This is a genomic window from Roseomonas sp. AR75, from assembly GCF_005222815.1.
GTDB lineage: Bacteria > Pseudomonadota > Alphaproteobacteria > Acetobacterales > Acetobacteraceae > Falsiroseomonas.
The window spans coordinates 736312-750336 of record NZ_STGB01000005.1 but is presented as its reverse complement, the minus strand read 5'-3'; the positions used below and the strand labels follow the sequence as shown (position 1 = coordinate 750336).

Below are 14025 nucleotides of genomic sequence, written 5' to 3'. Positions count from 1 at the left end.
TCTTCACTCCGCTGCCTTGAGGTCGGCCGCCTGCGGCGTCACGCGCGGGCCGTCGAGCCATGCGACATTCGCCATCTTCCGCACCAGCACGAACTCGTCGCGGTTGGTGCCGATCGTGCCGTAGTAGTTGAAGCCGTAGGCGAGCTGCGCGTAGCCGCCGATCATGTGCGTCGGCTTGATCGTGGCGCGCGTGACGGAGTTGTGGATGCCGCCGCGGGCCTGCGTGATCTCGCTGCCCGGCACGTTCACGATCTTCTCCTGCGCGTGGTACATCATGATCATCCCCTTCGGGACGCGCTGGCTGACCACGGCGCGCGCGCAGAGCGCGCCGTTGGCGTTGAAGGCCTCCACCCAGTCATTGTCCTCGATGCCCATCGTCTCGGCGTCTGTCTCGCTGAGCCAGACGATCGGGCCGCCGCGCGACAGCGTCAGCATCAGCAGGTTGTCGGTGTAGACGCTGTGGATGCCCCATTTCTGGTGCGGCGTGATGAAGTTCAGCGCCAGCTCCTTGTTGCCGTTGGGCTTCGCGTTGTGCAGCGCCTGGTGCGCGCGCAGATCCACCGGCGGGCGGTAGAGGCAGAGCGCCTCGCCGAAGGCCAGCATCCACGGATGGTCCTGATACAGCTGCTGCCGCCCGGTCAGCGTGCGCCAGGGGATCAGCTCGTGCACGTTGGTGTAGCCCGCGTTGTAGCAGACCTCCTCGCTCTCCAGCCCCGACCAGATGGGGGAGGAGATGATCTTGCGCGGCTGCGCCTGTACGTCGCGGAAGCGGATCGCCTCGTGCTCCTTGGGCAGCGCCAGATGCGTGTGGTCGCGGCCGGTCGCCTTGCCCAGCGCCTCCCACGCCTTCACCGCGACATGGCCGTTGGTCTCCGGCGCCAGGTGCATCAGCACCTCGCAGGCGTCGATGTCGCTCTCGATCTTGGCGAGCTTCCCTTCGACGCCGGCGACCTCCGTCGTGCCGTTGAGGTTGCGCAGGAACGCCACCTCGTCGCCGGTCTTCCAGGCCATGCCCTTGCCGTTGTTGCCGAGCTTGTCCATCAGCGGGCCAAGGGCGGTGAAGCGTGCATGGGTGTTGGGGTAGTCGCGTTCCACCACCGTGACCGCCGGCATGGTCTTGCCGGGGATCGGCTCGACCTCGCCCTTCTTCCACTCGCGCACCTGGTGCGTCTGGCCGAGCTCGCCCGGGCTGTCATGCATCAGCGGCGTCAGCACCACGTCGCGTTCCTTGCCGAGATGGCCCTTCGCCATGGCGGAGAAGCGCTTCGCGATACCCCGAAAAATCGCCCAGTCGGTACGGCTCTCCCACGCCGGATCCACCGCGGCGGAGAGCGGGTGGATGAAGGGATGCATGTCCGAAGTGTTGAGGTCGTGCTTCTCGTACCAGGTCGCGGTCGGCAGCACGATGTCGGAATACATGCAGGTGGTGCTCATGCGGAAGTCGAGCGTCACCAGCAGGTCCAGCTTTCCCTTCGGCGCCTCGTCATGCCAGGCGGCCTCCTCCGGCTTCGCCGCGCCCTGCTCGCCCAGGTCCTTGCCCTGCACGCCGTGCTGCGTGCCGAGCAGGTGCTTCAGGAAATACTCGTGCCCCTTGCCCGAGGACCCCAGCAGGTTGGAGCGCCACACGAACAGGTTGCGCGGCCAGTTCGCCGGATGGTCGGGATCCTCGCAGCTCATCTCCAACGCGCCGGACTGCAGCGACTGCGCGACGTATTGCGGCACCGGAACGCCGGCCTCGTCGGCGTCCCGTGCGATGGTCAGCGGGTTGCGCGCAAGCTGCGGCGCGGAGGGCAGCCACCCCATCCGCTCGGCGCGGATGTTGAAGTCGATCAGCGCGCCGGTCATCGGCTTCGGCGCGGTGGGAGACAGCAGTTCGCTGACCTGCACGGTCTCGTAGCGCCACTGGTCGGTATGCGCGTACCAGAAGCTGGTGGAGTTCTGCTGCCGCGGCGGGCGCGCCCAGTCCGTGGCGAAGGCGAGCGGGATCCAGCCCGATTGCGGCCGCAGCTTCTCCTGGCCGACGTAATGCGCCCAGCCGCCGCCGGACTGGCCGATGCAGCCGCACATCACCAGCAGGTTGATGATGCCGCGGTAGTTCATGTCGGAGTGGTACCAGTGATTGAGCGCCGCCCCGAGGATGACCATCGACTTGCCGCGCGTCTTCTCGGCGTTGTCGGCGAACTCCCGTGCCACGGTGATGATCTGCCTGCGCGGGACGCCGCAGACCGCCTCCGCCCAGGCCGGGGTGTAGGGCGCCATCGCGTCGTAGTCCGGGCTGCCGCCCTGGGACACGCCGTAATTCGCGAGGAACAGGTCGTAGACGGTCGCGACGCGCGCGGTGCTGCCATCCTTCAGCGTCACCGCCATCACCGGCACGCGGTGCGTGACGGTGTTGCCCAGATTGGTTGGGTTGAAGAATTCCGGCGCGCCGTCGCCGAAATAGGGGAAGGTGACCTCCGCCGCCTCGCCGCCCGAAAGCGTCAGCCGGGGCGTCGTCACCTCAAGCGTGCGCGCATCGCGCCCCTCGAGGTTCCACCTGCCCTGCTCGCCCCAGCGGAAGCCGACGGAGCCGGTCGGCACGTAGAGCGCGCCGGTCGCGTCATCCACCGCGATCGTCTTCCAGTCCGGATTGTTCGCCTGCCCCGCATCCTCGACCAGGTCGGACGCGCGGAGCTGCCGGTCCGCCACCAGGCGCCCCTCGCGCTCCGCCAGCAGCACCAGCATCGGCATGTCGGAGTAGCGCCGGCAGTAGTCGAGGAAGTAGTCGCCCTTCCCCTGCGCATGCCACTCGCTGAGGATCACATGGCCCATAGCCAGCGCCAGCGCGGCGTCCGTGCCCTGTTTCGGGTGCAGCCAGAGATCGGCGAATTTCGACGCCTCGGAATAGTCGGGCGTCACCGTCACCACCTTGGTGCCGCGGTAGCGCGCCTCGGCCATGAAGTGGGCGTCGGGCGTGCGCGTCTGCGGCACGTTCGAACCCCACATCATGATGAAGCCGGCATTGTACCAGTCGGCGCTCTCTGGCACGTCGGTCTGCTCGCCCCAGGTCTGCGGCGAGGAGGGGGGCAGGTCGCAGTACCAGTCGTAGAAGGACATGCAGACGCCGCCGATCAGCGAGAGGTAGCGGCTGCCGGCCGCGTAGCTGACCATGCTCATCGCCGGGATGGGCGAGAAGCCGATCACGCGGTCCGGCCCGTGCTGCTTGACGGTGTGGACGTTGGCGGCGGCGATGATCTCCTCCGCCTCATCCCAGGTCGCGCGCACGAACCCGCCCTGGCCGCGCACCTGCTGGTATTCGCGCCGCGCCGCCGGGTCGTCCTGGATGAACTTCCAGGCCTGCACCGGATCGGCGTGCGCTGCCCGCGCCTCCCGCCACAGCTTCAGCAGGCGCTTGCGGATCATCGGGTACTTCACCCGGTTCGCGCTGTAGAGATACCAGGAGTAGGACGCCCCGCGCGAACAGCCGCGCGGCTCGTGGTTCGGCAGGCCGGGCCGCGTGCGCGGGTAGTCTGTCTGCTGCGTCTCCCAGGTCACGATCCCGCCCTTGACGTAGATCTTCCAGGAGCAGGAGCCGGTGCAGTTCGCGCCATGGGTGGAGCGCACGATCTTGTCGTGCGCCCAGCGCGAGCGGTAGGCGTCCTCCCAGGCGCGGCTCTCGGTCGTGGTCTCGCCGTGGCCGTTCGCGAAGGTGCCGGTGTACTTCTTGAAGTAGGTCAGGCGGTCGAGGAAGTGGCTCATTCCGTGCTTGTCCTTCCCGGTCATTCGGCGGGCATGGCCGCGGCAGTCGGCGGCTTGCGTTCGATGTCGTGCAGCAGCCCGCCGCGGCGGGTGTAGACCCACCAGGTCACGCCGATGCACAGCAGGTAGAAGATGAAGAACCCCCACAGCGCGGCGAGCGGCCCGCCCGTCATGGCGATGGAGGTGCCGTAGCTCTTCGGGATGAAGAAGGCGCCGTAGGCCGCGATGGCGGAGGTGAAGCCGATGATCGCGGCGCTTTCCTTCTCGGCCTGCAGCCGCCGCGTGGTCGCATCGGCACCAGGCATCAGCCGCGCCATGTCCTTGCCCATGATCGCGGGGATCATCTGGAAAGTGGAGGCATTGCCGACGCCGCTGGCGAAGAAGAGGAACATGAAGCTGCCGAAGAAGCCCCAGAAGGCGCCCGGCTCCTCCTTTATGCCGATGAAGTGGATCACGCCGTAGACGCCGAGCGCCATGGCGACGAACACCCAGAAGGTCACGCGCCCGCCGCCCCACCGGTCCGAGATCCAGCCGGTCAGCGAGCGCGAGAGCGCGCCGACCAGCGGGCCCAGGAATACGAGTTGCAGCGCGTCAACGGACGGAAACTGCGTGCGGGCGAGCAGCGGAAAACCCGCCGAGTAGCCGATGAAGGATCCGAATGTGCCGGTGTAGAGGAAGCACATGATCCAGTTGTGCTTGCGCTGGAAGATCACCGCCTGGTCGGCGAAGGACGCCTTCATGCTGGCGATGTCGTCCATGCGGAACCAGGCCGCGAAGGCCGCCGCCGCAATGAACGGCACCCACACGAAGCCGGCGTTCTGCAGCCAGAGGCTGCTTTCCGCCTGACCGATGCGCGCCGTCTGCGCATCGCCGCCGAGGGCGCCGAACACGCCCGCGGTGATCACCAGCGGCACCACGAACTGCACCACGCTGACGCCGAGATTGCCGAGCCCGGCGTTGAGCGCGAGCGCGTTGCCCTTCTCCCGCCGCGGGAAGAAGAAGGAGATGTTCGCCATCGAGGAGGCGAAGTTGCCGCCGCCGAAGCCGCAGAGCAGCGCCAGCGCCATGAAGATCCAGTAGGGCGTCTGCGGGTTCTGCACCGCGAAGCCGATGCCGAGCGCCGGCACGATCAGCGACCAGGTCGCCAGCGTCGTCCACAGCCTTCCGCCGAAGATCGGCGGCATGAAGGAGTAGAAGATGCGCAGCGTCGCGCCCGAAAGGCCGGGCAGCGCCGCCAGCCAGAACAGCTGGTCCGTCGTGAAGGCGAAGCCCACCTGCGGCAGCTTGGCCACCACCACGGACCAGACCATCCAGACCGCGAAGGCCAGCAGCAGGCAGGGGATCGAGACCCAGAGGTTGCGCCTGGCGATGGCGCGGCCCGTCTGCTCCCAGAAGGTCTGGTCCTCGGGCCGCCAGTCCTCGATCGCCTTGCCACGCAGCGCGCCGGCCTGCGCCGGGCCATGGATCGGCTGCATCTCCGGCAGTTCGGGCAGGGCAGCGAGCGCGGGGGCGGCGGCTTCGCGCTCCATGCGCAGGATGGCCAGGTGCATCCACACCAGCGCGACCGCACTGATCGCGAACAGCAGCATGAAGCAGGACTGCCGGATGCCCGTGAGGTCGTTCAGCAGGCCGAAGACGATCGGCAGGATGAACCCGCCGAGGCCGCCGATCAGGCCGACGATGCCGCCCACGGGGCCGACGCGGTTCGGGTAGTAGACGGGGATGTGCTTGTACACCGCGGCCTTGCCGAGGCTCATGAAGAAGCCGAGCACGAAGACGAGCACGATGAACGTACCCACGCCCGTGGCGAGGCGGAATTCGATCGGCCCCTTGATGCCGTCCATCACATAGGTGGTCGGCGGGTAGGAGAGGATGAAGCTGACCACGACCGAGACGCCGAGCGTCCAGTACATGATCCGCCGCGCCCCGTACTTGTCCGACAGCACGCCGCCATAGGCGCGGAAGATCGAAGCCGGCACGGAATAGGCGGCGCCGATCATGCCGGCGGTGGCGATGTCGAAGCCGTAGGTATCGATGATGTAGCGCGGCAGCCACAGCGACAGCGCCACGAAGGCGCCGAAGACGAAGAAGTAGTAAAGGCTGAAGCGCCAGACCTGCACGTTCTTCAGCGGCTCGAGCAGGGCCGACATCGGCTCTGGCTTCGCCCCGGCCGCGCGCCGCGCCGCCAGCGAGGGATCGTCCTTCGTGCCGAACCAGAACACGATGGCCATGACCAGCAGGCCGGCCGCCCAGATCTGTGCGACCAATTCCCAGCCGAAGGCGACCATGATCACCGGCGCGAGGAACTTCGTCACCGCCGCGCCGACATTGCCCGCGCCGAAGATCCCGAGTGCGGTTCCCTGCTTCTCCTTGGGATACCAGCGCGAGACATAGGCGATGCCGACCGCGAAGGACCCGCCGGCGATGCCGACCCCGAGCGCTGCCAGCAGGAATGTCGGATAGTCGTAGGCGAAGGTCAGAAGGTAGGTGGCGATCGCCGCCGAGACCATCACGCCGACATAGACGACCCTGCCGCCATACTGGTCTGTCCAGATGCCGAGAAGCAGCCGGATCAGGCTGCCTGTCAGGATGGGCGTGCCGACGAGCAGGCCGAACTGCGTGTCGGTCAGCCCAAGGTCCTTCTTTATCTGCACGCCGATGATCGAGAAGATCGTCCAGGCTGCGAAGCAGACGGTGAAGGCGATGGTCGAAAGCCATAAGGCGCGCGATTGCGCCCCAGGCTCCGGTGCAGTGGATGCGACGCTCATGCCCTCCTCCGGGTCCATACGACGGGGCATTTGCGCGGAGCGGCGCCGGAGCGGAGTTGATATCGATCAAGCTTGCCGGGTTCCGGGCGGGCATTTCACCGCCAATCCTGCCTGCGACAACGGAAGCGATGATCCAGGCGCGCCGTCGTCTTGATCTGGATCAACGCGGACGGGCCGCCGATGCGCTCTCCTGCCGGGGAAGCAGAAGGAAGCCGACCGATGCCGGACAAGGGCGTGACCGCGACGCTGATCGAGCGCAGCCCGTTCTTCACCGCGGCCGGTGCGGCTGCGATGGCCGAGTTGCTGCGGCCGAGCTTCACCCAGTTGCTGCCGCGCGGCACCACGCTGTTCGATCAGGGAGAGGAGCCGGACTTCCTGCACATGCTGCTCGAAGGCAGCATCGGTCTTCAGGCCAGAGTGGAGGGCAGCGGGCGCACCATGGTCGAACTCTTCGGCCCCGGTGAGGTCTTCCTCGCCCCCGCCGTGGTTCTCCGCATGCCCTACCTTGCCTCAGCCGTCGCGCTCACCGAGATCCGCGTGCTGATGGTGCCGGCCGAGTGCTTCCGCGAAGGGGTCGCGCGCTCCCACGATTTGTGCCGCGCAACGACGCAGTTGCTGGCGCGGCATTGGCGCCTGATGGTCGACCAGGTCGTGGACCTCAAGCTCCGGCCGGCCGAGGCGCGCGTGGCGCGCTTCGTCGCGCGGCGCGTGTCGGAGGAGTCCGCCGCCGGCAGCGTCGCCCTTCCGGAACCGCGCGGTGCGATCGCAGCGCGGCTGGGCATGACGCCGGAAACGCTGTCCCGTGCCCTGGCGGGACTTGAGCAGAAGGGCAAGCTGCGCCGCGGCGCAGAAGGCGCGGAGGTGATGGATCGTGCGGCCCTGACCGGCTGACCGCTCCAGGGCCGCATGGGCCACACGCCGGCCCGTGTTCTGTCGCGGCGTGCCCGAAGCGCGGCGGGACAGCGGCGAAGCCCGCCGTCCCGCGGCCGCGGAGACGTGGCGCTCGTCAGCGGTCGCCTTGCTTGCGGCTGCTCTGCGCCGTCTTGCCGACGCCACCCTGCTTGAGATTGCCGCTGTACTTCGACCCGGCGCGGGCATCCTTCGGATTGGCCTTGCCGGCCGCGGCATTGTTGCCGCCCTGGGGTGCACGACCGGCGGGCGGGAGAGGGGGAAGTTTCGACATGCGGTCCTTTCAGGACTGGATGGGGCCTGGCTGGCTGCCGGGCCGCCGGCAAATGCAGGCGATGGCGTGTCCTGCGCGGTCGCGGCCGATGCGGCGACGACGCACATCTGGCGATCCGCGGGCGACAAAGCAATCGCATAAAGGGATTCCGGTACAGCGCCGACCGAGGCCGGTCTGGCGCGCGGACCATGCGCGGTGCTGGACCTGTCTTGCTCCATCGTCCGCTGAGGCGCCGCCGCGACCGTTAAGGCGCGGGCGGGCAGGCGACGTGTCGCCTCCCGATCCGCCGCTGCCGGCGGAAGGGCGCTAACCTTCCGCGGCATCACGGCGAAGCAGGTCCAGCGAAACAGACCGGGCCCGCTCCATGACCGATATCCCATCCCCGCCGGGCCGCCCCGCCCGGGCGCCCGAGCGGCGCGACGGCATGCTCAGCGCCGATCTCTGCATCATCGGCGCCGGGTCGGGCGGGCTCTCCGTTGCGGCCGGCGCGGTGCAGATGGGCGCCTCCGTCGTGCTCATCGAGAAGCACCTGATGGGCGGGGATTGCCTCAACACCGGCTGCGTCCCGTCCAAGGCGCTGCTCGCCGCGGCGCATGCCGCCGACGCCGTCCGACACAGCGGGCGCTTCGGCGTCAACGGGCATGAGCCGGCGGTCGATTTCGCCGCCGTGCACCGGCATGTGCATGGGGTGATCGCGGCCATCGCGCCGCATGACAGCGTCGAGCGCTTCGAAGGCCTCGGCGTCACCGTCATCCAGGCCGCGGCGCGCTTCACCGGGCCTGACGAGGTCGAGGCGGGCGGCGAGCGCATCCGGGCGCGGCGCTTCGTGGTGGCGACAGGTTCGGCCGCGGCGGCTCCGCCTGTGCCCGGCCTCGCCGAGGTGCCCTTCCTCACCAACGAGACCGTCTTCGGCCTGACGGAGCGGCCGGAGCATCTGATCGTGCTCGGCGGTGGACCCATCGGCATCGAGATGGCGCAGGCATTCCGGCGTCTCGGCGCCGCGGTCACGGTGATCGAGCGCGCGACCATCCTCCCGAAGGACGAGCCGGAAGCGGTGGACATCATCCGCGCCACGCTGCGCCGCGACGGCGTGGTGCTGCATGAGGGCGCCGAGGTCGCGGCCGTGCGCCGGGCGGCCAACGGCGTGGAGGTGTCGTTTGCGATCGGGGGCATCCCGCAGGACGTCGCTGCGACGCATCTGCTCGTGGCGGCCGGCCGCAAGCCGAACCTCGGCGGCATGGGCCTCGACGCCGCGGGGATCGAGGCGACGCCGCGCGGCATCACGGTGGATGCGCGGCTGCGCACCACCAACCGCCGCGTCTTCGCCATCGGCGACGTCGCCGGCGGCCCGCAATTCACGCACATCGCCGGCTATCATGCCGGCATCGTCATCCGGAACGCGCTGTTCGGCCTGCCGGCCAAGGTGGACTACGCCGCCTTGCCCTGGGTCACCTACAGCGACCCCGAGCTCGCCCATGTCGGCTTGACCGAGGCTGATGCGCGCGCGGCCGGGCATGCGGTCTCGGTCCTGCTGCAGCCGCTTGCCGGAAACGACCGTGCGCAGGCCGAGCGCGCGACCGAGGGGCTCATCAAGGTCGTGCTGGGGAAGGGGGCCAGGATCCTCGGCGCGACCATCGTCGCGCCGCGTGCCGGCGAGATGATCGGACTCTGGGGGCTGGCGATCCAGCGCAGGCTGAAGATCGGCGCGATCGCTGCATCCCTCGCGCCCTATCCGACGATGTCGGAGATCTCGAAGCGTGCCGCTGGCGGCTTCTACACGCCCACCCTGTTCGGGCCGCGCACGCGCCGCCTGGTCGGGATGATCCAGCGCTTCCTGCCGTGAGGAGGTTTCCGATGACATGGCATCACCTGCTCCGCGACCGTCGGATATGGCTCGGTGCCGGCGCGCTGCTCGGACTTGCCGCGCTGTCGCTCGCGGCCATCCCGCTCAGGGCGCGCTTCGCCCGTGGCTGAGCGGATGGCCGCGCGCCGCGCCGTGCTCGGCCTCGCCGGCGCGGCCGCGCTGCCGGGGATCGTGGCGGCCGATGCCGATGCGGCACTGGATGGGTTGCTTGGTCGCTACGTCACGCCCCATCCGGACGGCGTGAATCGCGTTCGCTACGCAGGCTGGAAGGCGAGTTCGGCCGATCTCGGCGCGCTGGACGCCTGGATCGCGCAGGCGGCCGCGCGCCGTCCCTCCGCCATGGGACGGGCGGAGGCTTTCGCCTACTGGGCCAATCTCTACAACGCGCTGACGCTGAAGGTGGTGCTGGATCGCTACCCCGTGCGCTCGATCCGCGACATCCGCTCGACGGGCGTGCCGCTGGATCCGAAGGGCTGGATCGGCCCCTGGCGCACACGGTTGGTGGTGGTGGAGGGGCGCCGCATGTCGCTCGACGACATCGAGCACGAGACGATGCGCCCCGGCTTCCGCGATCCACGCGTGCACTACGCCGTGAACTGCGCTTCGATCGGCTGTCCGAACCTCTGGCCGCGCGCCTGGCGCGCCGCGACGCTGGAGGTTGAGCTCGATGCTGCCGCCGCCGCCTTCGTCAACCATCCGCGCGGCGCCGCCATGCGCCCCGACGGGCGGCTGCGCGTCTCGTCCATCTATGTCTGGTTCCGCGAGGATTTCGGTGGCGACGAGGCGGGGGTGCTGACGCATCTGCGCCGCCACGCCGGCCCCGCCCTCGCTGCGCGCCTGCCGGGCGCCACGATCGCGGAGGACGGTTACGATTGGGCGCTGAACGACGCGCCGTGATCGCTCCGCAGGGTCGGAACGGGAAGGAGCGCGCTGCTGCGCCACCGGATCGGCGCGCAGCGCCTGCGCCATGACGCCAGGCGCCCCGCCGTTCCTCGGCACGGGAATGACCAGGGCGTCGAGCCGTCGGCGGCGCGATGCGACACCGCCCTCGCCGCGTCAGGCGAAGCCGACGCGCAGCAGGGCCGGCATGCCGCTCCCCGGCCGCGCGGCCGAGGGGCGGACGCGCCGGGGCGAGCGCCGACGCATGGCGGCGAGCCGCGCCAGCCGCGCCGCCTCCCACGCGCCGGAGGCGCGCGACGCGGCACGCTCGACCAGCGCGCGCTCCGCTTCCGCGCCGTCCTGCGCCGCAAGGGCAGCCTCCACCCCGATGCGATGCACGAGGTCGCGCTGCGCATTGCTGCCGCCAAGCGCCTGCACCTCGTTGCGATGCGCCCGCAGCACCGTCGCGGCCTCCGCGGGGTCGCCGAGCAGCGCGCCCACCACGCCGCGCACCACCGGCAGGCCGACGCGCGCCATCACCTCCGCCTGACTGTCGGCATGCTCCGTCGCGCGCACCCGCATGCCGCGGATCAGCCGTGCCGCCGCGCCACGCCGCCCGGCCGCACCGAGCGCGACGGCGTGGTGCAGGTCGGCGAAGGCCAGGCAATGCTCACCGAGCCGACGCTCCGCCTCATCCGCCAGCGCGTCCCAGCGCGCCGCGCCGACCGCGACGCCCTGCGACTCCAGGCGCCACAGCAGCGAGGCGGCGTTGGCGAAGTCGCGAAAATCGGTGCCGGGCTCACGCCACACCTCGGTGTCGTAGAGATGCAGCGCCGCCTCGGCCTGGCCGAGATGCAGATGGAACAGCGCGCGGTGCCAGACGAGGTGACGGCCGAACACCGACGCGCCGGCGGTGCTGCGCGCCGTGCCGTCGAGCCAGCCGAGGCCTTCGCGCGCGCGGCCGGTCTCCTCCATCACATGCGCGACCGCATGCGCACCCCAGAGGTCGTCCGGCGCCTCGGCCAACGCAAGCCGCCCTTCGCACTCGGCGCGCCAGCGTTCGCCGGTCTCGCCCAGGGCGAAGGCGAGGCAACCGCGCAGATAGCCGCGTCCCGGCGCGTGCAGCGGCAGCGCGTCCAGTACGGGCTGCACGGCGAGCCGCATGCCGACGGGATCGCCGAGCATGAAGCGGATCGCATAGGCAAGCCGCAGCATCAGCGGGTCCGCTGGTGCGTCGCGCAGCTGCTCGTCCAGGATGTCGGCGGCGCGCCACATGTCGCCGGCTTCCCCCCAGGCGCCGAGCGCCAGCACCAGCGCGCCCTCGCGCCGCGTACCGCCGCGCTCCGCGAAGGCGATGCGTGCGGCGCCGAGATGGTGCAACGCGTCCGCCTGCCGCGGGCGCCTGCCGCTGGCCAGATGCAGCAGGCCGAGCGCCGCATGCGCCGCGACGAGGCCCGGATCGGAAGCGATCGCCGCGGCCAGGTTGCGCGCGGTGTCGTCGCGCTGCGCAAGCAGCGAGAGCGTCGCGGCATCCAGCGCATCTGCCGCCGCCCGGCTCGTCGTGGTGACCGCGCCACCCCACAGGTCCTGCTGCATCCTGGCATCCTCCCGGCCGACGCGGCGCGATGCCGCGCGGCGACCATCGATGCGTCCTCTTCGCTGCTGTCGTGCGGACGTTACGCCGCGGCCAAGGAATTCGCCCTGCATCGCGGCGTAACCTGGGCGGTACTGTAAGCGAAGCGCAGTGCAGGCGACGCCTCCCGCGAAGGCGGCGGCCCGGTGCGACGGGCGCTCCAGACGGGCGCTCCATCCGTGCGCGCGAGAGCCGGCGTGTGCCGGCGACGCGCAAGGGCGCCATTGATCCGACCGCGTTCGCGGCGCACGGTTCGGATGCACAAGCAGCGGAGGACCGACGCATGGCTGAGACGCTTGTCTTTCCGGGCACCGTGGAATGGTCCGGCGAGAACCCCGGCATCTCCCTCAAGGAGACGCCGGACGGCCCCTTCACGACCCTCGCCTCGTTCTTTCGCGTGGTGCTGTCGCCGCATGGCCGCGGGCATGCGCTGGTGCTCATGCTGTCGCCGCAGGAGTCGGCTCCGGCCGCTGACCGGGCTAACCTGTGCCTGACCGACAACGAGCCGCTCGCACGCTGGCTGGTGTCCGACTACGTGTCCCACTTCGGCGCGTGGCGCGGGCTGCCGGGCTTGCGGGGCCTCGAATACCGAAGCCTCGACAGCGTGACATCAGGCGGCGATGCCATCAGCCGCTACAGCGAGACCGTGCGGGCCGGTGGCACCACGGTGGTTCTGGAGTGGTCCGGTCTGGGCAAGCCGTTCTGCTTTGCGTTGCCGCCCGCGCAGTCCGCCACGGGCCATCACCACATGCCGAGCCTGTTCGTGGGCTGCGACGCCGCGACCGTGACCGTGAACGGGCAGAAGCGGCCTGGCGCCCCGATACCGCGGGAGATCGCGGGGCATCGCATCTCGACCGCGATGCTGGCCTTCTCGGAAACCTGGATCCGCGCCTGACGGCACGGAACGCCCTGCGCGGCGTGGCGTCCGATCCTACCGCTGCGGCAGCCAGCGCCGGGCGATGCGGCAGGACACCGTGAAGGCGGGGTTGAAGACATTGCCGATATCGTAGCGGACGACCTGGCCCATCAGGTGGCTCGCCGCGCGCGCATCCAGGCCGTAATCCTCGCCGAGCCAGCGTGACATTTCGGTCGTCGCGTGCTGCAGCGCCTGGTCCAGCGGCCGGGCATTGCCGACGGTGAAGATGTCGTCGGCCGTCTCGCCACGCGGCCAGGTGATCCTCCGCTTCAGGACGCGGAAGGTCACTTCCATCTCGAAGGATGTCTCGATGCCGGTGCCCGTGATCTCCCCGTCGCCCTGGCAGGCGTGCCCGTCGCCCAGATAGAACAGCGCGCCGGGCACCGCGACGGGAAACCAGGCCGTCGTGCCGGGTGCGAACAGGCGGTAGTCCATGTTGCCGCCGTTCTGCGCGCTGGTCGCGGTGGACAGCGCCTGCCCGCCCGGCGGCGCGACCCCGAAGCAGCCGATCATCGGCTGGAGAGGTGGCGCGAAATCCTCAAGCCCCGTCACCGTGTCCTGCAGGCGCACGGTGCCGGCCTCGCGGTCGATATTCCAGACGACGCGCTGCTGCGGCGGCCGCTCGAGGATCGCGGCCGGGTCCAGCACGGTCAGCGCCAGCGGCGAATAGGTCCAGCCGGTCGCCCGGCTCGGTGTCAGGCGGTCAATCCGCACGGCCAGCGTGTCCCCGGGCTCGGCGCCTTCGATGAAGAACGGACCGGTCATGGGGTTCGGCCGGGGGGCGACGGTCACCTCCCGCGCATCGAGGCCGGATGCATCGATCGTGTCGGTGATCACGGTGTCGCCATCGGCGACGCGCAGGCAGGGTTCGGCGATGCCGATCACGTTGAAGTATCGCGTGGGATGGAAGCGGTGCGTGGCCATGGGCTCCCCGGAGATTGCGCTGTGATGGCGGCGGACTGGTGCGCGACAAGGCTGCTCGAGGAACGCTAGAGCGTTCTCGAGCCGAGCGGAATCGCCCGGCGACCCGCCGCGCTGCGCCGC

9 protein-coding genes are annotated in these 14025 nt (G+C 70.0%); 4 read left to right on the top strand and 5 right to left on the bottom strand.

The features are described 5' to 3' along the window. Nucleotides 1-3: 3 nt before the first annotated feature. Nucleotides 4-3738: a nitrate reductase subunit alpha gene (locus E4T13_RS22960; RefSeq protein WP_137180665.1), complete on the bottom strand. Its 3735-nt coding sequence runs from the start codon at nucleotides 3736-3738 to the stop codon at nucleotides 4-6. Between the two features lie 20 nt (nucleotides 3739-3758). Continuing rightward, entirely contained in the window at nucleotides 3759-6506 is a 2748-nt protein-coding gene (locus tag E4T13_RS22955; protein WP_137180664.1) for an MFS transporter, read from the bottom strand. A gap of 219 nt (nucleotides 6507-6725) precedes the next feature. Between E4T13_RS22955 and E4T13_RS22950 the strand changes: the two genes are divergently transcribed. Further along, the gene (locus E4T13_RS22950) at nucleotides 6726-7397 is read left to right on the top strand and encodes a cyclic nucleotide-binding domain-containing protein (protein WP_170985172.1); all 672 of its coding nucleotides are present in this window, start codon (nucleotides 6726-6728) and stop codon (nucleotides 7395-7397) included. 115 nt (nucleotides 7398-7512) lie between these two features. Here the strand turns inward: E4T13_RS22950 and E4T13_RS30030 are convergent, their stop codons facing one another. Further along, nucleotides 7513-7689 (bottom strand): hypothetical protein, encoded by a 177-nt coding sequence (locus E4T13_RS30030; RefSeq protein ID WP_170985171.1) that lies wholly within the window; start codon nucleotides 7687-7689, stop codon nucleotides 7513-7515. Between the two features lie 364 nt (nucleotides 7690-8053). On the opposite strand from E4T13_RS30030, the gene E4T13_RS22945 reads away from it, so the two are divergent. After that, a complete protein-coding gene (locus tag E4T13_RS22945; RefSeq protein WP_240791249.1) occupies nucleotides 8054-9532 on the top strand; it encodes an NAD(P)/FAD-dependent oxidoreductase in 1479 nt (492 codons plus the stop codon). 135 nt (nucleotides 9533-9667) lie between these two features. Beyond that, entirely contained in the window at nucleotides 9668-10450 is a 783-nt protein-coding gene (locus tag E4T13_RS22940; RefSeq protein ID WP_137180662.1) for a DUF547 domain-containing protein, read from the top strand. Between the two features lie 159 nt (nucleotides 10451-10609). On the opposite strand, the gene E4T13_RS22935 is transcribed toward E4T13_RS22940, so the two are convergent. Continuing rightward, complete coding sequence (locus E4T13_RS22935; protein WP_137180661.1) at nucleotides 10610-12028, bottom strand: tetratricopeptide repeat protein; 1419 nt, start codon at nucleotides 12026-12028, stop codon at nucleotides 10610-10612. Between the two features lie 320 nt (nucleotides 12029-12348). On the opposite strand from E4T13_RS22935, the gene E4T13_RS22930 reads away from it, so the two are divergent. Further along, nucleotides 12349-12960 (top strand): hypothetical protein, encoded by a 612-nt coding sequence (locus E4T13_RS22930; RefSeq protein WP_137180660.1) that lies wholly within the window; start codon nucleotides 12349-12351, stop codon nucleotides 12958-12960. A 36-nt stretch (nucleotides 12961-12996) separates the two neighbouring features. On the opposite strand, the gene E4T13_RS22925 is transcribed toward E4T13_RS22930, so the two are convergent. Continuing rightward, nucleotides 12997-13905, bottom strand: coding sequence for an acetamidase/formamidase family protein (locus tag E4T13_RS22925; RefSeq protein ID WP_137180659.1), 909 nt, complete (start codon nucleotides 13903-13905; stop codon nucleotides 12997-12999). Nucleotides 13906-14025 lie beyond the last annotated feature (120 nt).